20 protein-coding genes are annotated in these 21,991 nt (G+C 57.5%); 11 read left to right on the top strand and 9 right to left on the bottom strand.

Annotation, left to right across the window (positions count from 1 at the left end; translation table 11 throughout):
* Positions 1 to 11 precede the first annotated feature (11 nt).
* The 7 genes from gap to tpiA all read left to right on the top strand — a co-directional run bounded on the left by gap (position 12) and on the right by tpiA (position 5,725).
* On the top strand, positions 12 to 1,022 hold the full coding sequence (gap, locus tag HDF09_RS00205) for a type I glyceraldehyde-3-phosphate dehydrogenase (protein WP_183760132.1): 1,011 nt from the start codon (positions 12 to 14) through the stop codon (positions 1,020 to 1,022).
* A 122-nt stretch (positions 1,023 to 1,144) separates the two neighbouring features.
* Positions 1,145 to 1,789, top strand: coding sequence for a pyridoxamine 5'-phosphate oxidase family protein (locus tag HDF09_RS00200; RefSeq protein WP_183760130.1), 645 nt, complete (start codon positions 1,145 to 1,147; stop codon positions 1,787 to 1,789).
* 284 nt (positions 1,790 to 2,073) lie between these two features.
* Positions 2,074 to 2,448: a RidA family protein gene (locus HDF09_RS00195; RefSeq protein ID WP_183760128.1), complete on the top strand. Its 375-nt coding sequence runs from the start codon at positions 2,074 to 2,076 to the stop codon at positions 2,446 to 2,448.
* Between the two features lie 26 nt (positions 2,449 to 2,474).
* Positions 2,475 to 2,969, top strand: coding sequence for a hypothetical protein (locus HDF09_RS00190; RefSeq protein WP_183760126.1), 495 nt, complete (start codon positions 2,475 to 2,477; stop codon positions 2,967 to 2,969).
* Between the two features lies 1 nt (position 2,970).
* Positions 2,971 to 4,191 carry a phosphoglycerate kinase gene (locus tag HDF09_RS00185; protein ID WP_183760124.1) on the top strand — a complete coding sequence of 407 codons (1,221 nt, stop codon included), beginning with the start codon at positions 2,971 to 2,973 and terminating at the stop codon, positions 4,189 to 4,191.
* A gap of 14 nt (positions 4,192 to 4,205) precedes the next feature.
* Positions 4,206 to 4,856, top strand: coding sequence for a DUF4919 domain-containing protein (locus HDF09_RS00180; RefSeq protein WP_183760122.1), 651 nt, complete (start codon positions 4,206 to 4,208; stop codon positions 4,854 to 4,856).
* Positions 4,857 to 4,963: 107 nt separating this feature from the next.
* Positions 4,964 to 5,725, top strand: a complete 762-nt coding sequence (gene tpiA / locus HDF09_RS00175) for a triose-phosphate isomerase (RefSeq protein WP_183760120.1) — start codon at positions 4,964 to 4,966, stop codon at positions 5,723 to 5,725.
* A gap of 52 nt (positions 5,726 to 5,777) precedes the next feature.
* On the opposite strand, the gene lepB is transcribed toward tpiA, so the two are convergent.
* Positions 5,778 to 6,308, bottom strand: a complete 531-nt coding sequence (gene lepB, locus HDF09_RS00170) for a signal peptidase I (RefSeq protein WP_183762990.1) — start codon at positions 6,306 to 6,308, stop codon at positions 5,778 to 5,780.
* 431 nt (positions 6,309 to 6,739) lie between these two features.
* Here lepB and murQ point away from each other — a divergent pair, with 431 nt between their 5' ends.
* Complete coding sequence (gene murQ, locus HDF09_RS00165) at positions 6,740 to 7,708, top strand: N-acetylmuramic acid 6-phosphate etherase (RefSeq protein ID WP_183760118.1); 969 nt, start codon at positions 6,740 to 6,742, stop codon at positions 7,706 to 7,708.
* Positions 7,709 to 7,711: 3 nt separating this feature from the next.
* Here murQ and HDF09_RS00160 read toward each other — a convergent pair whose 3' ends face one another.
* The 3 genes from HDF09_RS00160 to HDF09_RS00150 are packed head-to-tail and all read right to left on the bottom strand — an operon-like array spanning position 7,712 to position 10,731.
* Positions 7,712 to 9,379 (bottom strand): hypothetical protein, encoded by a 1,668-nt coding sequence (locus HDF09_RS00160; RefSeq protein ID WP_183760116.1) that lies wholly within the window; start codon positions 9,377 to 9,379, stop codon positions 7,712 to 7,714.
* A gap of 18 nt (positions 9,380 to 9,397) precedes the next feature.
* Entirely contained in the window at positions 9,398 to 9,982 is a 585-nt protein-coding gene (locus tag HDF09_RS00155; protein WP_183760114.1) for a class D sortase, read from the bottom strand.
* 2 nt (positions 9,983 to 9,984) lie between these two features.
* Complete coding sequence (locus HDF09_RS00150; protein ID WP_183760112.1) at positions 9,985 to 10,731, bottom strand: hypothetical protein; 747 nt, start codon at positions 10,729 to 10,731, stop codon at positions 9,985 to 9,987.
* A gap of 455 nt (positions 10,732 to 11,186) precedes the next feature.
* Between HDF09_RS00150 and murA the strand changes: the two genes are divergently transcribed.
* Positions 11,187 to 12,467, top strand: a complete 1,281-nt coding sequence (gene murA / locus HDF09_RS00145; RefSeq protein ID WP_183760110.1) for a UDP-N-acetylglucosamine 1-carboxyvinyltransferase — start codon at positions 11,187 to 11,189, stop codon at positions 12,465 to 12,467.
* A 16-nt stretch (positions 12,468 to 12,483) separates the two neighbouring features.
* On the opposite strand, the gene HDF09_RS00140 is transcribed toward murA, so the two are convergent.
* Positions 12,484 to 12,951 carry a GNAT family N-acetyltransferase gene (locus tag HDF09_RS00140; protein WP_183760108.1) on the bottom strand — a complete coding sequence of 156 codons (468 nt, stop codon included), beginning with the start codon at positions 12,949 to 12,951 and terminating at the stop codon, positions 12,484 to 12,486.
* A gap of 297 nt (positions 12,952 to 13,248) precedes the next feature.
* Here HDF09_RS00140 and HDF09_RS00135 point away from each other — a divergent pair, with 297 nt between their 5' ends.
* Positions 13,249 to 14,328, top strand: a complete 1,080-nt coding sequence (locus HDF09_RS00135) for a LacI family DNA-binding transcriptional regulator (protein ID WP_311718223.1) — start codon at positions 13,249 to 13,251, stop codon at positions 14,326 to 14,328.
* 7 nt (positions 14,329 to 14,335) lie between these two features.
* Positions 14,336 to 15,547 (top strand): MFS transporter, encoded by a 1,212-nt coding sequence (locus HDF09_RS00130; RefSeq protein WP_183760106.1) that lies wholly within the window; start codon positions 14,336 to 14,338, stop codon positions 15,545 to 15,547.
* Positions 15,548 to 15,847: 300 nt separating this feature from the next.
* Here the strand turns inward: HDF09_RS00130 and HDF09_RS00125 are convergent, their stop codons facing one another.
* The 4 genes from HDF09_RS00125 to HDF09_RS00110 all read right to left on the bottom strand — a co-directional run bounded on the left by HDF09_RS00125 (position 15,848) and on the right by HDF09_RS00110 (position 21,959).
* Complete coding sequence (locus tag HDF09_RS00125) at positions 15,848 to 16,480, bottom strand: PEP-CTERM sorting domain-containing protein (protein ID WP_260180829.1); 633 nt, start codon at positions 16,478 to 16,480, stop codon at positions 15,848 to 15,850.
* A 509-nt stretch (positions 16,481 to 16,989) separates the two neighbouring features.
* On the bottom strand, positions 16,990 to 18,141 hold the full coding sequence (gene mqnE / locus HDF09_RS00120; protein WP_183760104.1) for an aminofutalosine synthase MqnE: 1,152 nt from the start codon (positions 18,139 to 18,141) through the stop codon (positions 16,990 to 16,992).
* A 38-nt stretch (positions 18,142 to 18,179) separates the two neighbouring features.
* On the bottom strand, positions 18,180 to 20,207 hold the full coding sequence (locus HDF09_RS00115; RefSeq protein WP_183760102.1) for a WD40/YVTN/BNR-like repeat-containing protein: 2,028 nt from the start codon (positions 20,205 to 20,207) through the stop codon (positions 18,180 to 18,182).
* A 120-nt stretch (positions 20,208 to 20,327) separates the two neighbouring features.
* Positions 20,328 to 21,959 carry an OmpA family protein gene (locus HDF09_RS00110; protein ID WP_183760100.1) on the bottom strand — a complete coding sequence of 544 codons (1,632 nt, stop codon included), beginning with the start codon at positions 21,957 to 21,959 and terminating at the stop codon, positions 20,328 to 20,330.
* Between the last annotated feature and the right edge of the window lie 32 nt (positions 21,960 to 21,991).

Genomic DNA, 21,991 nt, shown 5'->3' with positions numbered 1-21,991 from the left:
AACCGAAAATCATGGCAGCTGTAAAGGTAGGCATCAACGGCTTCGGCCGCATTGGACGCAACGTCTTCCGCTCCGCTTTGGGCAACCCCGACATTGAATTCGTAGCCGTAAACGACCTCACCACTCCCGCCACGCTGGCCCACCTCCTCAAGTACGACTCCATCCTCGGCAACCTGAAGAACGAGATCACCCATGGCTCCGATTTCATCGCGGTCGATGGAAAGAAGATCAAGGTCTTCGCTGAGCGCGATCCGGCCAAGCTGGACTGGGCCTCGGTTGGCGCACAGATTGTGGTTGAGTCCACCGGCTTCTTTACCGACGCCGAAAAGGCCAAGGCGCACCTTGGCAGCACCGTGAAGAAGGTCATCATCTCTGCCCCGGCGACCAACGAGGACATCACCCTCGTGCTCGGCGTGAACGACGGCAAGTACGAGGCGGCGAAGCACAACATCATCTCGAACGCGAGCTGCACGACCAACTGTCTCGCGCCCGTGGTCAAGGTGTTGCACGATACCTTCGGCATCGCGTCGGGAATCATGACCACCATCCACAGCTACACCAACGATCAGGTGATTCTCGATACGCCGCACAAGGATCTGCGTCGCGCCCGGGCCGCTGCTCTCTCGATGATTCCGTCGAGCACCGGAGCCGCCAAAGCCCTGAGGCTCGTCGTTCCTGCAATGGACGGAAAGCTCGACGGCTTCTCGATGCGCGTCCCGACTCCGAACGTCTCTGTGGTCGACCTCACGTTCGTCTCCGAGAAACCCATCACCGACAAGTCGATCAACGAAGCCCTCAAGAAGGCTGCCGATGGCGAACTGAAGGGGATTCTGGGATTCACGGATGAAGAGCTCGTCTCCTCCGACTTCAAGGGCAACCCGCTCAGCAGCATCGTCGACAGCAAGTTGACCAAGGTCGTCGGCCAGAACACTGGAAAGGTGATCAGCTGGTACGACAACGAGTGGGGCTACTCCAACCGCGTGAAGGATCTCATCCTCTTCCTCGTCAAAAAGGGTTTGTAATCTTCTCCTGAGCCCTGGCAGGTTCGTCCTCCGTCCCTGCCAGGGTTCCTTCTGCATCCTATCAAGCCAGCTGTGAATCAATAGCTCAGGCAGCGAGTCCACCTGTCCGGATCGAGCGCGCTATGGGTCGTCGCTTTCAGGAACTGGTATTCACCCCACTCGTCAAACAACACCAGCAGGAGCGTGGCAGCCGGCGCCAGTATGAGCGCATGGCGGAACAATCGCCGTCTGGAAGCGCTCTTGGCCCTGACGAGCAGGCCTTCATTGCGCTGCGGGACAGCTTCTACATGGCTTCGGTCGGCGAGACAGGCTGGCCTTACGTACAGCACCGCGGCGGCCCGAAAGGCTTCGTCCGTGTCATCGAGCCCGGCCTTCTCGGCTTCGCGGACCTGCGCGGGAATAAGCAGTACATCAGCCTGGGAAACTTCGATCACGACGCGCGGGTCGCTCTTTTCTTCATGGACTATCCCAACCAGACGCGCCTCAAAGTTCTTGGCCGCGTCGAGGTTCATGAACATGATTCGCAAGCCCCGGCGTTGATCGAATCCTTCCGGCCTGAGGACAAGTCGTCGGTCGTCGAAAGGGTCATCCTCATCCACGTCGAAGCCTTCGACTGGAACTGCCCGCAACACATCACTCCTCGCTATACTGCGGAGGAGATTCAGGAGGTGATTGCGCCTCTCACTGAGAGGCTCGCGAAGCTCGATGCAGAGAACGCCAGGCTGCGCGAGGAGCTTCGTGCCCGATCGAAGATCGAACGAGCCTGAAGCGTTGCTTGATCTTTCTCTACGATGAGGAACCGATGTACGATCGCACACAATATACTTGTTCGCGGAATACTGGGGCCAAAGACGCAGCGTAGCTTCGAAAGAACACTCCTGACAAAAAAAGTTGAAAAAGATGGCGTATTGTTAGCACCCGAAAAAGCGACTGCCAAAACACCACATCAGCCACACAAATCACCACATCCCGACCACAAAACACCACACTAAAAACACGCCTTTTCGCCGAAACCCCCAACAAAACCGAGCATCCACCACACAATAAAAAAATGACACGAAAAAATATTCCCGGCACCTCACCCTTCGAGCCGATCATCGGCTTCTCACGGGCTGTCCGCATCGACAACCACGTTCACGTCTCCGGAACGGGTCCTGTAGACTCAGACGACTCGGGCGTATCGGAGCAGACCCGCCGATGTCTGTACCTCATCAACATAGCTCTCAAAGACGCAGGCAGTTCTATGGAGCACGTCTACCGCACCCGCATGTACCTCACCCACGCGGAAGACTGGGAGATTGTCGGGCGCGCTCACGGCCAGTTCTTCGGACATATTCGTCCCGCCGCCACTATGGTGGTCGTCGCCGCCCTGCTCAACCCGAAGTGGCGCATCGAGATCGAAGCCGACGCCTTGATCCCCGAATAGCCGTTCGGGATGTTTTAGAATTCCCCATGCCAAGCGACCCAAACCGCTCCGTCCCGAAGGCCATCCTGGTCGGCGCAATGGTAGCCGCGCTGTTGGACATGGTCGATCCGATCATCTTCTATGGCCTGCGCGGAATACCTCCCAGGCAGATCCCGCAGTCCATCGCGAGCGGCATCCTTGGCCGCGCCGCGTACTCTGACGGCATCCCCAGCGTGCTTCTCGGCTTGGCTGCGCATCTCTTCATTGCACTGGTCTGGGCGACGCTCTTCGTCCTCGCAGCGCGTGCCGTGCCGTTTCTTGCCGACCACGCAATCGCAGCCGGACTGCTGTATGGAGCGTTCATCTACGCGGTCATGTACTACCTTGTGCTTCCGCATACGAACCTTTATCCCAGGAATAATCCGAATCCGGCTCCGGCGGTTCTCCTCAACAGCATCGCCGCGATGGTCTTTCTGGTCGGATTACCCATATCTTTGGCCAATCGACGCTTCGCGCCATCATCTCGGGTATCCTCTAACTGACATGGCCAAGCTATCGATCCGCGACCTCGACCTCACCGACAAGCGCGTCCTCATCCGCGTCGACTTTAACGTGCCGCTCAAAGACGGCATCATCACCGACGACACTCGTATTCGCGAGACCCTTCCAACCATCGAGTACGCTCTGCGCCACAAGGCCAAGGTCATCCTCTGTTCGCATCTTGGCCGCCCCAAGGGCAAGCCGGTCGCCTCCATGAGCCTGCGCCCGCTTGTCGATCATCTCCGCACCCGGCTCGACCACATTCTGGGCGATGACGAAAACGTAGCCTTCTCGCCTGACTGTATCGGCATCGTCGCCAGCGAGATGGCTCTCAATCTCGAATCCGGCCAGCCATTACTGCTTGAGAACCTCCGCTTCCATGCGGAGGAAGAGGCCAACGATCCCGTCTTCGCGCAAAAGCTCGCCTCGCTCTGCGACATCTACGTCAATGACGCATTTGGCAGCGCCCACCGCGCCCACGCCTCCACGGAAGGCGTCACTCACTTCGTGAAACAATCGGCGGCCGGTCTGCTGATGGAAAAGGAGCTGACCTACCTAGGAAAAGCCCTTACGGAACCGGACAAACCGTTCGTCGCAATCATCGGCGGAGCGAAGGTGTCGGACAAGATCCAGGTGATCGACAACCTGCTGGAAAAAGCCGACGCCATTATCATCGGCGGCGGAATGGCCTACACCTTCCTCAACGCGCAGGGACAGAGCACTGGCATGTCTCTCGTCGAACCCGACAAGATCGACGTTGCCAAAGCCGCGCTTGAAAAGGCGAAGGCTAAGGGCGTTCGCTTCCTTTTGCCGATCGACCACGTTCTCGCCGATAAGTTCGCACCGAACGCTAAAACTCAGGTGTTTTCTGGCGCTGGTCCCTTCCCGCAAGATCTGATGGCGCTCGACATCGGCTCGAAATCCATTGCACTCTTCGAAGAGGAGATCGCCGAGGCGCGCACCATCATCTGGAACGGCCCGATGGGAGTCTTCGAGATGCCCGCCTTCGCTCGCGGCACCAACGAGATCGCCGCAGCCGTTGCGCGCAATCATGACGCCACTACCATCGTCGGTGGCGGAGACTCTGTCGCTGCCATCCAACAGTCCGGCTTCGCCAACCGCATCACTCACATCTCTACCGGTGGTGGGGCCAGCCTCGAATTCCTCGAAGGCAAGACGTTACCAGGCGTCGCCGCGCTGACGGAGAACCAGAGATTTAAGTAAGACCGGAGTTCACAATGATGAGACGTCGCCACCACAAATTGTCTCGTTTTACTTTCTATTTGCTTGGTTGTGTCTTCGTCTCTGCCGCATTTGGCCTCGACAGCGCCAAGGTTGCTCAAGCGAAATATGACGCACTGAAGGCTCGAGTGCAGGGTGGCGACATCAACATCGATTGGCGAGACATACGGTTGGATGCAGTCGTTGCGGATGTCGACGGCGAATTCGATTGGCATCAAGCGAACACAGCAGGCGTGGCCGCATTCAATGCGGGGGATTATGAGGGCGCGCTCCACAAAGGACTGGAGATCATTCAGCACAACCTCGCAAATGGGGATGGACACTTTCTTGCTATGGTTTCGCTGAAGCATCTTGGAAAACAAGAGGAGACTGCGAGGGAAAAACTCATCGTCGATCAAATCCTGCAATCCATACTGCGTTCCGGGGATGGCAAGACTGCCGACACGGCTTGGTTTACGGTAAGTACCTCCGAAGAATACTTTGTCATCCGCCTTCTAGGACTGAGACCGAAGTCTCAGTCGTTGGTCAAGAGCGGAGCGCACTCATTTGACTTGATGACGGTAGCAGGAGAAGACGGCAAGGAAGCCACTCTTTGGTTTAACACAGATACAGATATCGAATTGACCCGCAGAGCTGGGGAAAGTTAAGACCTGTGCACGACCAAGGGTCATCCTTTCTCTGTCTATCGATCGATGGAACCGTTTTTCTTTCTTCCCTTCCCTCAACGACTTGAAAATGGAATACTGATTCGCACATGCGCAAGCCACTGATCGCCGCCAACTGGAAGATGTACAAGACGCCAAAAGAGTCCTTAGCCTTCCTCAGCGAGTTTCTTCCCCTGGTGAAGGACCACACCGCCAGCGAGATCGCGATCTTCCCCACCATGTCTTCGCTTGGCTACGTCATCGAGGCGACCAAGGGGACGAACGTCACCGCCGGCGCCCAGACGATGCACTGGCTGAACGAAGGACCGTACACCGGTCAGACATCTCCAACCATGCTCGAAAGCATCGACTGCACACGCGTGTTGCTGGGCCACTCGGAGCGCCGCATCTACGCCCACGAGACCGATGACATGGTCAATCTGAAGCTCAAGGCCGCCCTCGATCACGACCTGATCCCCGTTGTCTGCGTCGGCGAGACGCTCGACAAGCGCCAGTCCGGCCTGACCGAAGCCGTTCTCCGCTGGCAGATCGCCTGCGCGCTCAACGGCATCAAGGGAGCCTCTTGCGGGAACGTCGTGATCGCCTACGAGCCCGTCTGGGCTATCGGGACCGGCAGCGTTGCGACCCCGGAGCAGGCCAATGAAGCTCATGCCATCATTCGCCGCGAGGTTGCGGCCCACCTGGGCGTTTCCTGCGCCAGCGGCATGCGCATTCTGTACGGCGGTTCGGTCAAGCCAGACAACGTCGCCAGCCTGATGTCCCAGCCCGAGATCGACGGTGCGCTGGTGGGCGGGGCGAGCCTGCAGGCCAAATCGTTCGTCGAGATCATCCGCAACGCCACTGCGGCCTGAAGATTCGGCAATAAAAAAATGCGCTGTTCCCGTTGGCCTATTTGCTCTGTGCCTAGCGGACGACCCCGGCCTGATCCATCGGCCAGTAGACAAAAGCCGCCTTGCCATAGATCAGATCCCGGTCGACCGGTCCGAAGTCGCGGCTGTCGCTTGAGATCGATCGATGATCCCCCATCACAAAGTATTCATTTCCCGGCACAGTCATCTCCGGTTGCGATCTGTCATCGGCAAACCGCCTCGGCACGTAGCTCTCCGAGATGCGCCTTCCGTTAACGATCACCTGCCCATGATCGATCCGCAGGGTATCTCCCGGCAGCGCGATCACCCGCTTGATATAGCTCTTTTCGTGATCATGCGGATAGAGAAATACCACCACGTCGCCGCGTTGAATCTCCCCAACCCGGTACGCCATCTTGTTGATGAACAGCCTGTCCTGATCCTCCAGCATAGGCAGCATGCTGGTCCCTTCCACTCGAACCGGCTGATAGAGAAAGATGATGATGAACGCCGATACCGCTACGGAGATCACCAGGTCGCGCAACCAGGAGTGCATGACTCCCTTCCGCTGTCCTGTCGGCTCCATCTGCTGTCGATTCTCTGGTTCCGACTGAACCTTCCCGGTCTCCACGCGATCTTCCGAATCCTCTAACATTTAGACGCACCAATTCTAAGAGTTGCAATCATCAGGCTGTTTGCCGGCAAATGGTCCCGCGAGCGTCGTCTAGCCTGGGTAACCAATTGAGCTGAGATGCATCTTACTGTTGAGCGGAGACTCCAGTCCGTGGAGGGCTCCAGTCAGCAGAGGCTTTAGGTTCAGCTCAGCCTCATACCTTTATGAGAACTCCTCGTTCGAATCAGAACTCTCTGCTTATCACAGGTCGACTTAGTTCGCCATCCCAATCATCATCTGTCGTAAACCCCGACCCTTTATGATAACTCGCATAGGGCAAACCTTTCTTGACGCATTCGAGAGGGTTAGGACTAGAATTGCCCCAGCAGAACAGTAGGACACTTATGGCAACCCTTACCATGCTTGAGCAGGCCCCGACACCAAAACCCGTCAACCGTGGCGCAGCAGACTACAACGATCTCACCACGGAGACCGCTAACGCCGCCTCAGAGGGACTCGACACCAAGTCCGCTCTCGAGATCGCCCGCATCATCAATCACGAAGACGCCAAGATCGCAGCCGCAGTCAAAAAGGCGCTGCCTGAGATCGCCATCGTCATCGATACTGTCGCTCGCTCCCTGCGCGATGGTGGCCGCCTGATCTACGTCGGAGCCGGCTCCAGCGGCCGCATCGCCTCTCTCGACGCCTCGGAATGCCCACCAACGTACTCCACCGCTCCTTCGCAAGTCCAGTACATAATGGCTGGCGGCCCCAAAGCTCTCGCCTCTGCCTCCGACGTGAATGAGGATTCACCGGAGATCGGCCAGCGCGACATCGCCCGACGCCGTCCTACCCGGAAAGACATTGTCATCGGAGTCTCCGCGAGCGGTCGCACGCCTTACGTCGTCGGCGCCGTGGAGTATGCGCGGGCCCGCGGAGCAAAGACCGCCGCGATTACCTGCAACCTCAATACCCCGCTCTCCGATGTCGCAGATACCACGGTCATCACTGAAGTTGGCCCTGAGGTTATCTCGGGTTCAACCCGCATGAAGTCTGCGTCAGCGCAGAAGATGGTGCTGAACATGATCACCACTGGGGCTATGACGCGGCTCGGCTACGTCTACGACAACCTCATGGTCAATGTGCACATGAAGAATGCGAAGCTGGTAGAACGCGGCATTCGCGTGCTGATGAAGGTGTGCGATATCGATCGCGATACTGCGATTCGCACCATCAAGTCCGCAGGCAAGTCGATTCCGATCGCCGTCGTTATGCTGAAGGCTAACGTCGACAAGATGGAGGCTGTCCGGCGCCTCACCAAGTCGGATGGCAACGTTCGCCTTGCGATTGACGACTCTCGCCTCGAACTCTGATTGTCAGGAAGCGCATCCACCCACGCATGCGGTGCTGGACTGTGCCTGCTTCACTCCCGGCATATCCTGATCCCGCCATACTCCGCCTTGTGCCTTCCACGGACTGACCGAGATCGTAGGTTGATCCTGCTCCGACGTGATCTTCCACTGTCCGTCGATTCGTTTGAGTGTCAGACGAGTCGGCACGTACGACTCTAAAATCTCCGACTGCTCGGGCTCGCTGATGAAGTGTTTCATAAGGCGAACCTCAGCCTCCGACTCTGTCTGCCGTTCGATGACAATATCCTCCATCTTTACGGTCCACAGGCCTTTTCGCATGCGGTTGGTAGCCTCGCGGTCTCGCAGAACCGCAGCTCGTCCGACGTTTCGCTGATCAAGATAGCGATCCAGTTTATCCGCATAGAAAGAAGCTTGAGCATTTGCATCTCTGGTTTGCATCGAAGCCGCCCACCCTTGCAACCATCGCTTAACTTCCACACTGCTGGCGGCAGGCTCGGCAGTTGGGACTGACGGAGACGGCATAGGAGGCGACGTCTTGGCCAAAGGGCCTTTTGGATTAGTTGGTAGAGGTGCCGGAACTGCTGGCGCACGAATCGCTGGCGGCGGAACATACTTCGCAGCAGTTGAGGCCGGATAGGCAGAGAGATTGCGATGCAACCAATACAAACGGTACGCTCCTCCAGCCAACACCAGCAGCATGACCAGCACGGTGGTCCACCACGCAAACCGTTTCCAACTGGAGGTTCGGTCTTCTTCCACTCGAAGCCTGTAGGGTGGTATTCGAGCTTCCCACGTCAGCTCTTCTTCGAGTCCTGATCCAGCATCGGGCTTTGGATTACTCGCGGGTTCCCTCGCAGGAGTCTGCTTCGCTTCCGTCGGACGTGCCGACTCGGCGGTCTGTGCTGCGGTCTGTGCCGAATCGGTCGCTCTGATCGTTCTTTCTGGCTCATCTTTCGCGCCTGGCCCATCTTTCACACCTGCCACATCTGCGGGAAGGTGTTCGACCGGCGGAGCGGAGACGGATGACTCCGCAATATGCAGATGGTGAAACTCGCCTCTTTGATCGGGCAGAGCAATCTCCCGTGGCTCGTCGATATCGATGAGAGCGGCAGCACCCCATCCTGGATCCGGAGCAGACGTCATGGCCTCGATCAAAGTCTCTGGAGCCACAGCCGAAGCTGTCTTCTCTTCTGACGGCCACAACTTCTCTTCTGGCGGCTCCAACTCCCGCAGTTCGATCGCGCTCGGATCTTCGGGCCTGTCTATAACCGTTGTTGATGAAGCCGCGCCCGTTGTCGATGCCGCCGATCTTCTTGCTGCGGCATAAGCCGCTACGCGCATGGAATCGAGGTGAATCTGCGCCTTCATCTGTTCAAACAGATCGTCTAGTTTGGAACGCATAACCTCCTGTTGCGACGTCTCTCCCAGGAGCGCCGACGCCTGGAAATTAACTTCTCCCTGGATTACGGTCTCGTTGTTCTCCGCATTCACAAAAAACACCGTAGTGTCGTGGTTGTTCTTCGATCGTGGCGACGGCCCTACGCCTCGTAGCGTAATTCGGTCGCCGGACCGCAGCACCTCGCTGGAGATCTCTCGCGAACACATCTCCAACGCACGCAAAACCATCTCCGGATCCGGAGTCTGTACCGTTTCGTGGATCTCAAATCTCATAGCGCCTCATCCCTACTTCTAATGGATGGCAGAAACCCCGTCTGGGGAAGCCGACAAAAGATGGGCATGAACAATAAAACGCTCCGGCGCTGCGCCCACATAGTCGAACGGAAAACAGGTAATGAGCGTAAGCTCTGGCCTGGAAGCGATGTTCAACACTCCTACCTTGTCGGGACTCACAATTTCAGTCGAGTCCACAACGTAGTGATAGGTGCCGCTCTTATCGATCAGCCGCACCTCCATCTTCGCGGCGACCCTGCGCAACGGCCGGAAGAACGAATCGCGATGACCTGCCAGCCCCACCGTACCAAGGCCACCCGGCACCGCGGTCCCGGGAATATGGCCCACTCCCCGATGCAAACTGTCTTTATCATAATCGGCTGTGATCGGTGCTGACAACGCGAGTGCGGGAATCTCAATCCTGCCAATCACATCCCCTGCCGCAGGCGCGACGTCCGGGACGATTCTGGCTGGAAGAGGCTCTCCGATTCGTTCCGCGAGCCTCTGGGTCTCCTTTGCTTGAACACCCAGCACCAGGCAGTATCCAACGCAAAGGAGACCGCACGTCCACAGAAGACGCTCAGCGTATCCGAGCACTCGCATATCTACTCCCGCAGCAACGACTCTTGATTCAGAGAGGATATACGGCTGTGCGCGATCAGTCGCAGAAGCGCCGCAGCGAGCAAGGAACAGAAGCCCAGCAGCCATACCAAGGGAATCCGGCTGGCGGTATGGGGCAGCGCTTTGATTACCGGCTTCTGAACGTTGGCCACTTGCGTGTACCGCTCCGCCTTGATGCTTGGCTTCGCACTGGCAGTATCGCCAGCCCCGCTGGGCCCTACCTGCTCGAGCGAAAGCAGCCAGAGCGTCAGCAGTTGCATGTCCTCCTGAGACAGTGTGTTATCGGTGACCTTTCCCTCCGACCCTGGATCGACGGCAGGCACCTTCGCGGGGTTTGAGGTGGCTATCGCAACCGCCTCAGCCTTCGGATAAACGAACTCTATGACCGAAGAGCCTCCGGAGAAGTACCACCCCTTGAGGTACTGAGAGCCATCAGCGGGATTAGCCCATCTCACAGGCCCGCTAGCCGATGGTTTCTGGATGTTGCCGTTTGGAATACCGAGAAAGGTGGAGTGCACATCGCCCTTCACCGAATCGACCTTCAGAATCACCCGGTCCGACAAGCGACTCACAACGTGGATTGTGTAGGAGCCAGGTTCAAGCGTAGCCCCAGGAATATGGGAGGGGTTGGAAATCGTGAAATCAGCGGCGGGAGTCGCCGGCCCAGCAGCCCATACCGTCGGGCTGAAAAGGCACAAAGAGGCGCAGAATATGAGAGCTTTGAGTCGCATCGTTTCTCCTTGCAGGATCAACTTACGTCCCGTGATATGCAAGGTGTACGCGAAAAGTTAGCCGTTAGGTTGAAGGAAAGATACGAGTAACTCAACTTTTTTGGCGCCGGTAATCCGCTTATCCGAATTTGCTTCGATTGGTAATCGAAAGACCGATTACGAGGCAGAATGAAGCTGAAAGACTTTTCACATAGATGACCATGCGCCTAAAAGTACTGCAGGTTTGGCGGGTTTCGCGCGCCTGTGAGTTTTGGCATCGCTAACTTGCGATGCTTTAGCCCTTTTAGCGATCTAGAAAACCGACACTAACATGCTTTAAATGAACCGCTTATAGGACAGACGCCAGCAGGATTGAGCAGCGATTTTTGATAGAGAAGACACTCCTCACAGTTGAGAAGGGCCGCTGAACCAGCGCCGTTACTCATTTCCACGCGGAATCTTCGTAGACTGTCAAGATGGACAAGTTCGTAGTACGCGGCGGCAATCCCCTTCTCGGCACCATCAAAGTCTCCGGAGCAAAGAACTCCGCTCTCCCCTGCATGGCCGCCGCCATTCTGACCGAAGACGAGGTAATCCTCGAAAACATCCCTCAGGTCAACGACATCGAGACCGAGCGCAAGCTCTTGACCAGCATGGGTGCTGAGGTTGAACTAGGCTATGGCCGCGCCCAGCATCGCACCCACATCAAGTGCGCCATCCTGTCCGACCCCGTCGCAAAGTACGAGATCGTGAAGACCATGCGCGCCAGCTCTCTGGTGTTGGGGCCACTCATCGCGCGAACCGGCATAGCACGCGTTGCCATGCCCGGAGGCTGCGCCATCGGCGGCCGCCCCATCGACCTCCACATCAATGGCCTCGAAGCTATGGGCGCTACCATCACCCAGGATCACGGCTACCTCGAAGCCCGCGCCGACCGACTGAAGGGCGCGCACATCGTCTTTGACAAGATCACGGTCACCGGCACCGAAGACCTTCTGATGGCCGCGACTCTCGCCGAAGGAGAGTCCGTCTTCGAGAACTGCGCACGCGAGCCCGAAGTCACCGATCTCGCCGCCCTGCTCATTGCCATGGGAGCGAAGATCGAAGGCGCAGGCACCGGCACCATCCGCATTCAGGGCGTCTCCAAACTCCACGGCGCACGCCATCGCATCAATCCAGACCGCATCGAGGCCGGCACCTTCCTGATCGCGGGAGCCATCACCGGCGGCGACCTCAACGTCGACTGCTGCGAACCCAAACACCTCGGCGCGCTCATCACCAAGCTGGAACAGTGCGGCGTCAAGATCGACGTCGGCATCGACCACGTCCGCGTGCGCTCCGGTGGAGAACTCAAAGCTGCCGACATCACCACCGAAGAGTACCCCGGCTTCCCTACCGACATGCAGGCTCAGTACATGGCGCTCGCCACCCAGGCCGAAGGCACCAGCACCGTGATCGAAAACATCTTCGAAAACCGCTTCATGCATGTACAGGAGCTTATTCGCATGGGCGCGAACATCACCATCTCCGGCCGCACCGCAACTGTGCGTGGCAAGACACCGCTGCAATCAGCTGCGGTCATGTGCTCGGACCTCCGCGCCTCCGCATCCCTTGTACTTGCGGCGTTGGTCGCCGATGGCGAAACCATTCTCGACCGCGTCTATCATCTCGACCGCGGCTACGAGCACTTCGAAGAGAAGCTACGCGGCGTCGGCGCACAGATCCGCCGCATGGGAGACGTCTTCGGGAGAAAGTAACTGATCAAGCTACAAGTTACAGATCCTTGCGATAGACAAAAGCGTCCAGCCCGGCTCTGCCATAGAACCTGCGCCTTACACCCACTCGCTCGTATCCCGAACTCTCATAGAACCGGATCGCACCTTGGTTGCCTGTGAACACATGTAGCTCCATCCACTGCGCCCCGGCATCGGCTGCGCGTTCTTCAGCCTGTGACAAAAGCCTCTGAGCCAAGCCGCGCCTTCTGTACTGTTCTGCAACATCCAACGTCACAACGTAAGCTCGTTGTGTCGATGCCATAGGCTCCAGGTGAACGATCACACAACCAACGATCTCCCCATTCGTCGTGAGTGCGATGCGAACGATGGCATCCGGTTCCTCGGCGAAAGCCCGCATCGACTCTCGATCAAACCGAAACTCCGGCGAGAAACACTCTTGATCCAGCGCATACATCGCATCGAGATAACCTGGACGATACTCCTGTAGTTCAATCTCTTCGATCATCAGACATCCAGACTAATGGCAGCAGATCTCCACCCGGCAATTCCTTGTTTGCTGCCATGTGTAGATCCCGTCGGCCGCTCTCTTCTAGCACTCCCGCGAAAGCAGCCGACAGGGAGCTATCGAGGAATTGATTAGGATATCCTTGAATCCTTGTCATTGCGAAATCCCAGGGTTGTCTTTTTTTTGTAATTGAATTGGTTCGTTACTACTCTCTCGCACGGTGAGGTTCTCTGTTCCCCGTCTTCCGACGAAGGGTGTACAACTGTTGCCGTACTCAAAAGGAAGATCTGCCGGAACATGATGAAAGCACAAAACAAGGACTGCAAGCCGGACGCCGGCAAACCCGTTACCCTGAAGACTCTGGCGGAGTATCTCGACCTCTCCCCGGCAACGATCTCAATCGTTCTCAATAACTCGCCCGTCGCGAAATCGATCTCTCCCGCAACCAGGGAGCGCGTTCTGGACGCCGCTAAAAAATTTGAGTACCGTCCCAACCTGCATGCCCGCATGCTCCGCACACGCATTACCAATACCATCGGGGTAATCGTTCCAGAGCTTAGCGAAGGCTACTTCACCGGGGTTATGCTCGGCGTCGAGCAATATCTCCTGCAGGAAGGCTTTCTCTACTTCACGGTCAGCCACCTTGGCCGCGCCGATCTACGGGAGGAGTATCAGGAGCTTCTCATGAGCCGCCGCGTCGATGGCTTCCTCCTGGTCAATACGGAGCTCTCCGTGAACGTTTCGCTCCCTGTTGTCGGAGTCTCTTCCCACAGCAAGTCGCCGGGCGTCTCCAATATCATGCTCGATCACGACTTTGCTGCCAAAAAGGCTCTCCGCCACCTCTACGACCTCGGCCATCGCAAGATTGCCTTCATGAAGGGCCAGCGCTACTCCCTGGACTCCGAAGCCCGCTGGCAGTCCATCGTCAGTACAGCGAACGATCTCGGGATTACCATACTCCCTGAGCTTTGCATCTATCTCGAGAAGAATCTCTGGTCGCCCGAGCTTGGCTACCCACCCATGCGAGAGCTCCTCGCTCGCACCCATGACTTCACCGCCTTGTTTTGCTTCAACGATACCGCGGCCATCGGGGCCATTCGCGCTATTCAGGACGCCGGCCTCTCCTGTCCGCGTGACATCTCGGTCATCGGCTTCGACGATATTATCGTCGCGGAATACTTCAATCCGCGCCTCACCACCGTTCGCCAGCCTCTCCACAAGATGGGTTGGGCCGCCGCGCAACTGCTTATCAAACGAATTCAGTATCCGGACGAACCCTACCCGGAGGAGGTATGGTTTGAGCCAGAGCTGGTCGTGAGAGAATCGACCGCAGCCATCCCAAATACATCCCGGCCCCGGCGAGGCAATGGCCGATAGGAGAGCTTTGCAATCAGTCCAGTTGAAAGCCTCCCTGCTGGGCCCGAACCGCGCGATCATCCTTCGCACGCTCGGCCCGGCTTACTTCTACTTCCTCGTAGCTGGCACGGTCACGGTCATGTTGGGACCTCTCCTGCCTCAACTCATTCAGCATTGGCAGATTCAGGACGCCCAGGCAGGCACCCTCTTCACCGCTGACTTTATCGGCCAACTCTGCGGGGCATGGATCGCCGCTCGCGGTCTTCGCGCAAGCCTGATCTATGGATCGATCCTCTCCGCAGCCGGATGCATCGCACTTACCTGGCTCGGCTTCGGCGCGGCGCACATCGCCCTCTTCTGTCTTGGGGTCGGCCTTGGCACTGGCCTTACCGCAGGCAACATCATCGCAGGAACCACACTTCCTGCCGTTCGTACGCGGTTACTCGCCTTTCTAAATGTCGCATGGGGACTCGGTGCGATTGCGTGCCCGCTGCTGATTAACCTGACCTCCGCCGGCGGCATACGTCGTTTCTTGTTTGTTATCGCAGCGCTTCTTGTCGCAGCTTCGTTGTTTTCCATAGCACTCCCGCGCACAAGCCTCACCGCAGAGGATTCCGAAGCATTGGAGCCCTCCGGACCAAAGAGTGCAACCGCAGAGCGGCGGTTCCCCTTGCCTCCGCTCCCGCTGATCTCCTTCGCTGCTGCAATGTTTCTTTATGTCGGGGTCGAAAACTCGCTGGGTGGCTGGCTACCCAGTTACGCCATTCGTTCCAGCTCCTCCCTGCAGGCGTCTTCCATCGCTATCTACTTCTGGATCGCAGAGCTGATTGGCCGCCTGCTCGTGACAACCCTCATGGCCATCCTTAGCGAGGCGACTCTTTATCGACTCTCTCTGGCGATGCTTCTTGTTATCGAAGGTCTGCTCTGCTCCATCACGCATCCCTCGACATACAGCATCATCGCGCTTACGATTCTCGGCGGATTCACCCTGGCCCCGGTCTTTCCGCTTCTGGTCTCCTACATGCTTGCCCGCACCGGAAATCACAGACGGCTCGGCGTTCTCTTCGCCAGCGCCTCAGTTGGAGGAGCAGTGCTGCCCTGGGTGACCGGCGTATGTTCCACTTACTTCCATGGCCTTCGCGCCGGATTGGTTGTCCCAGCCGCGGGAGCAGCTCTTCTTCTCCTTCTCTCCGGCATCGTCACCACCAAAGTGATAGCACCTCTCAAAATAAACTCGTAAGCTAGCCATGAAGTGACCAGGAAAAAGAGGTCAGGCTGAGCCTGACCTCCGTAAGGGATTAGGACCTGCGACCATTATTTGGTGGCGGCTACAAAATGATCGCGAAGTTGAATGACTCCGATGACGACGACTGCTGCCATGGCTGGCGTGAACAAAAGATACATAATGCCTCCTTCCCCAGAGAGTGATATGTAACGAAAACAGATCTTTTGGGCTACGGGCGGTCGAACAATTGCCTTTCCAGCAGCGAAGCTGACAACTGTGAAGAAGCAACTGGAAGACCAAACCCGCGGCTCAAACTTATGAGCGAACTAATTTCCGGCGAACCACTCCTGCCATTCCGATCAATCCCGAACCGAACAACATCAAGCTCGATGGCTCCGGAGTCGTCGCAGTTCCGATAAACTCCTGTGGCCCCGAAGACGTGTCGTTCGCGGGAATATACAAGGTGAATTGACTGAAGTAGCCGGAACTAATCAACTGCTGGTTGTTTGCCGCGCTCAGCGCACTGCTTGCAAGGGCTTGCGCCGTCGAATCAAAGAGCGAATTTCCCATCAGGTCAGCCGGATCGAAGATGCTCCATTCGGCATACTGAACTTCGCTTGCGCTGACTCCCGTTTGGGGGTGGAGAATCTCGGAGTAGAGAATCGCATCTGCGCGATAGTCCTGATCCATCATAGTGTTTCCCGTGGGAATGCTCTCCTCGGTGATGCTCCAACTCTCACCAGGAGAGATTTCGCGGTTGTAGTTGAGGCACATCAGGTTCACCGTCGATGTGCCGGAGGAAGTGCCAAGCTGGAACGAATAGGGATAGATCTCCGCACTGCCGCCGAAAGGATTCACCGTCCCACTATTGAGGGTGAGCGTGTCCGCTTTCATGGCCATGGAAGCAACACCAAGACAGACGATCGGAACAAGTAATGCAAGCTTCATCGAGAAACTCCCAGGAAAAAACTGTTGTCAGAGTCTAGCTGCACCCTGCTCCCGCGAATCGCTGCCCAGGTCCGGGCATTTGAACTCGCAGAGATCGATTGGTTGAGCCAGCGTCCATTCCCGTTTTGGTCCGTGAATGCTGGCGATTCATTGCGAAATACTTACCTCGCCCTGAGTCATTGCAAGTCGCGAACCATTCACAAAAGATTGGCAAATTTCTGATATTTCAGTACTTTTCTGCCTTTACCGGGAAAGAGCGCGCAGATATTCGACCTTCCAGCGCTAAAAGATTGCCCAAAATGAAAATCTTTTCCACTTTGGGTCTGCAATCTTTCGCATGGGTCTCACGCTTTGGTTTGGAACTAGGTTTGCCGGTCCTGAGAGTTGACTGGACTATCCGCAAAAGGCGGAGACGCCTATGGGCGGCAGAGGCATCTCTAAAAAACGAAAGCCTCTCCCCCATGGGGAAGAGGCGATCTGGACCAGAACCTGCTACTTATCTCGTCAACTCAAACTGCAACGGTAAAACTGTCTTCGCTGCGAGTCACGGCTCGGTACATGGTGTCGCGCTCAAACGGCTCGCGCCCGGCCTCAGTGATAAGCCGAACCAGGTCGGCGCGCCGCATCCCTTGCGGAGTCGTCGCACCGGCGTCGTGGTAGATCTTCTCCTCAATCACCGTGCCATCGATATCGTCCGCACCGAATCGCAGTGAGATCTGCGCCATCTTCGGCGAGACCATCTGCCAGTAGCTCTTGATATGGGGAAAGTTGTCCAGCATCAACCGGCCGACGGCGATCTGACGAAGATCGAGCATCCCCGTTGTCCTGGGGATATGCGCCAGCGCTGTATTGTCGGGGTGGAACGACAGCGGAATGAAGGTCTGAAAGCCACCGGTCTCATCCTGCACCGCGCGCAGCTTCAGCAGATGGTCCACGCGGTCTTCTTCGTTCTCCACGTGCCCGTACAGCATCGTCGCGTTCGATCGCAGCCCGATCTGGTGAGCCATCCGAGCCGTATCCAGCCACTCGCTGCCGTCGATCTTGTGATCGCAGATAATATGTCGCACGCGATCGGCAAAGATCTCGGCGCCACCACCCGGCATCGAGTCCACGCCTGCCGCCTTCATACGCTCCAGCGTCTCGGGAATCGTCATCTTTCCGCGCTTGGCCAGAAACGCCACCTCCACCATGGTGAACGCCTTGATATGCACCTTCGGAAATCGAACCTTCAACCCCCGCACCAGATCCATGAAGTATTCAAACGGAAGATCGGGATGCAGTCCCCCCACGATGTGAAACTCCGTCACCGCCTCCGAGTACCCCGAGGCCGCCGTCTCCCAGGCCTCCTCGAGCGCCATCGTGTAGGTGCCCGCCTCGCCCTTCTTTCGTCCAAACGCACACAGCCGGCACGAAGCCACACAGACGTTGGTTGGGTTGATGTGCCGGTTCACATTGAAGTAGGCAACATCCCCATGCATCCGCTCCCGCACCAGGTTCGCCAGCCAGCCCACAGCCAAAATATCCCCGCTGCGGTACAACGCAACTCCGTCTTCAAAGCTGAGACGCTCCCCCTGCTGCACCTTTGTCGCAATCGGCAAAAGCGCAGCATCGTCTGTTTGAAAGGAGTGTCGCGCAGGCAAAGTGGACGATTGAAAGCTCATACTTTGATTCTAGTCCCGATCTGCCGCTGCAGCACATCTCAGTGGCTGGCCATCTCCTTGGAATCAACCATGCGCGGCTGGATCACCACGCCATCAAACCAGGTCGTTCCGACCAGATGATCACCCATCGGACGTATCAGTCTGAGATTCCATCCGGTGTTCCAGTAATGAATCTTCCGGTCGGGCAGATGGACGGCGAATGCGATCGTATTCTTGCTCCCCGCGGCAATCAGAACACGCTGCGAAGCATCGTCATAGAAGATGCTGTTCACATCTCGCAGAAACAGATCTTTGACCGTCTGCCACGTAGCTCCCTTGTCGTCGGACACATAGATGCCCTGCCGCCCTCCGACCCAAAGTCCGCCTGCATCGTCGACGGCCATCGCAGAGAGTTGATCGAGCGTCTCCGGAAGCTTGATCGGAGTCCATTGTTGACCACCATCCAGCGAAAGCACCGCGGAGTTCAAATTCGACGCCAGAACAGTTGACCTTCGGGCAGCTACAAAGTTCCAGCTCCTGGGTTCGAAGCCGGGAACTTCCTTCCAACTCTGACCGGACGTAGCACTCTCGAAGAGACCAGACGAAGTAGCGGCATAGAGCGTGTCTCCTCCTCGGGCGAATGCGTTGATCGCGGGCTCGAAGGAGTGAACCGGCTGCAAGGCTGCGCTCTTATGCGCCACGGCCTCCGGCGATTTATGCGCAGCCGACGCTGCACCGGCATGCGCAGTCTTCTTTCCCGTCCTGGAGGGCGGTGCAGGCGGAGGATTGAGCGTCACATTGTCCACGCGGCTCCACGTGGCTCCTTGAAGCCTGTAGATCCCATGCCGGGTGCCCGCCAGCAACGCGCCATCGGGTCCCTGCGCCAGGCTGAACACATCGTGACCGTTCAGTCCCGAACTCGTCTGCGACCAGGTCAGGCCGCCATTCGTACTGGCAAAGACCCCGCCCAGCGCCTTATCGTTCACCACCCCCACATAGACAGAGCCAGGCGTGGAAGCATCCGCGAGGTAGGAGGTAATCTGTCGCGCCGAAAACCCGTTATTCGACTGAACAAACGAGTTGCCCCCGTCGTTAGAGGCCAACACACCGCCCCGGTCTGTCGCAAGCATCACCCGGTTGGAGTTGGTCGGGTCGACGAACACGTCATTGATGATCACTTCCGGACCAGTGGTTCGTTGCCAGGTCGCGCCCGAGTCCACGGTACGCCACAGGCCCTCCGTGGTTCCCGCAAAGACAATGTTGCTGTTCGTTGGATCCTGCATCAGAACCCTGGTTCTACGTGCCGTAGAAGGAATTCCCTGAACTTTCTTGAAGAGATCTCCGCCGGTCTGGCTCTTGTAGATTCCCGAGCAGGCGCTGGCGTAGACAGTCTTAGGGTCCTTAGGGTCCACGATGATTGAAAACACATCGGAGTCGTCGATGACGCCCTGTTTAATGTTGGTCCAATGCTGCCCTCCATCAACGGTCTTCCAGGGCAGATGCCAGGTCCCGGCATAGATAATCTGGGGGTCGACCGGATCAAGCGCAATCGATTCGACCTCATGCAACTCCTGGCTTCCTGCGGGGCTGATCAGCTTCCAGTGGTCTCCGCCGTCTGCAGATTGATAGACACCCTTCAAAGTGCCGGCCACAAGAGTCTTCGGATTGGATGGAGCCGCCGTCAAGGCGCGAATCGACTGCCCTTGCATCTCGCTCGGACTCTGCCACGTCAGGCCGCCATCTTTGCTGAGAAATATTCCGCCATCCGGGCTGCCAAGCACCCACGCACCCACGACGATCTGCTTCGAATCAGCACCGCTGACCACAATCGAATCCAGCACAAGATCGTCCCGCTTGCCGATCCATGCCAGTCGCTTCCAGTCGCCGCCGCTATTGTGCGACTCATACATCCAGCCCGTTGCCGTGCCCAGATACATATGAGTGTGGTCATGAGGGTCGATCGCGAAAGCCCGCGCGTCTCCTCCATCTGGACCGTACGGCAGCCAACTCGCCGCATGTAACTGAAAGCAGGATAAAAAAACCAGGACGGCTAGAAACGTGACGGGAAGACGAAGAAATCTACTCAAGGGAGGGTTCCATTCTGTAAATCTGTAAAACACAATTATCGAACTTACTAAGAGGTCTATCAACACAAAAGCTGACTGGAACATTCCCAGTCAGCCCATGTGCGTGACTACAACGGATCGTTACTGCTTCTTCTTGTGGTGATGCGTGACTGGCGCCGTCCGTGGCTTGGCGGTTACTGCGCTTTCGTCCACGGGGGTAAGGCCGGTTGTGCTGAGTGTTGCGCCGGCAGGAATCAACGTCGTCGTCACTGTCTTACCGTTGTCCGAACCGGTGTAGACCGAGACGCGGCTGGCGTCGATGCCCTTCTCCGTTACCAGGTAGGCCTTCGCATTGACGGCACGCTCAGCAGCAAGCTTGTCGCCTTTCTTCTCGGCACTGTCCTTATCGCCAACTACAGCGATCTTCGCATCCGAGGTGCGCTGCAGGTTGAGAGCGATATCGTCCAGGCAGGCCTTGGCTTCGTTATCAACACGGGCCGGGCGCTTCTTGTCGCGATCGAAGTTGATCGAGCAGAGCTGGCTGGTCGTAGGCGCTGGCGGTGGCGGCGGTGCGTTGACCGTAACCGTGGTCGTCGCAGAGGCCGTCTGACCCTTGTCGTCCACAACGTTGCAGGTCACCGTGATCGTGCCAGGTGCCGCACCAGTCGTCGTCAGCGTCGCCGTCGAGTTGTTACCCGACACCGAGCCGGCCGAAGAGCTGTAGCTGTAGGTCAGAGGACGATTCTGCGGGCTTACGCCGCTCGCGGTGATCGTCGAGGAGTCTCCAGGGGCAACCGTCGAAGGATTGGCCGAGCAGCTCAGGGTTGGCGGCTCAAACGCCTTAACAGTGTAGCTGGCCGAGCAGTCCGCCATCTCGCCCGGCTTCGCGCCCTCGGTTACATGGCCCTTCGCTGTGTAGGTACCGGGATTCGCAGACTTGGTGTCGATGTTGGCTGTGGTCGAGGTTCCCGTGATCGTGCCGCCATCCGCAGTCCAGGTATAGGTCGCCGTCTTCTTCGGATTCAGGTTCGAAGGCGTTCCAGTGACCGTAATAGGATCGCCAGGGAAGACCGTCGCAGGCGAAGCTGCGCAGGAGTAGGTCACCGGCGGAGGAGGAATGATATGACCGAAGTGAGCAACAATACCCGTGCTCAACTCAGCTCCACTTAGGTTCGCGCGTCCACCGATCGCGCCACCGGTCGGAGGAGGAACTGGCGGACCGTAGTTTGCGTGAACGTACTTATAGTCCGCCTCGAAGAGGCGAAGAGAAAATTTGTTGTTGAAGAACGGCAGATCATAATCCATGCCGCCACCAACCGTCAGGCTTGGTCCCCATTGATACGGATTGTGGTATCCACCCGTCTCGGAGTTGGGCCCGCCCAGGCGAGCACCGCCTGCCAGACCATGCGCGAATAACGTGAAGTTCTGCAGCGGTGCACGGAAGATTGGTCCAGCGGAGGCCGTATACAGGCCATCATTGTTGCCGTCTGGATGAGCCGCGAAGACTACCTCGCCGCCAACATACTTGTTGAAGTAATACGCGCCGCTTCCGATCGCACCCTTGTCGATCGACGAATAATTGATCCCCGCCGGCTTCACCTGACCGTGAGCCCCAAAGTACGAGTACCCAAGGAATACGTCGATGCGCGAAGGGTTCGGCCCCACCGGGGCGGCTGTGCTGGGAGTCTGCGCGCTGAGACTGGCAACTCCGAGACTGACTGCACATGCAGCCAGTACGTACCGGCGTGTATTACGAAACGGGCGATAAACCATTCGAGTTCCTCCACTCAAAGTCTTGCTTTTTT

The organism is Edaphobacter lichenicola, from assembly GCF_014201315.1.
Classification (GTDB): domain Bacteria; phylum Acidobacteriota; class Terriglobia; order Terriglobales; family Acidobacteriaceae; genus Edaphobacter; species Edaphobacter lichenicola_B.
This window is presented reverse-complemented; position numbering and strand designations above follow the sequence as displayed.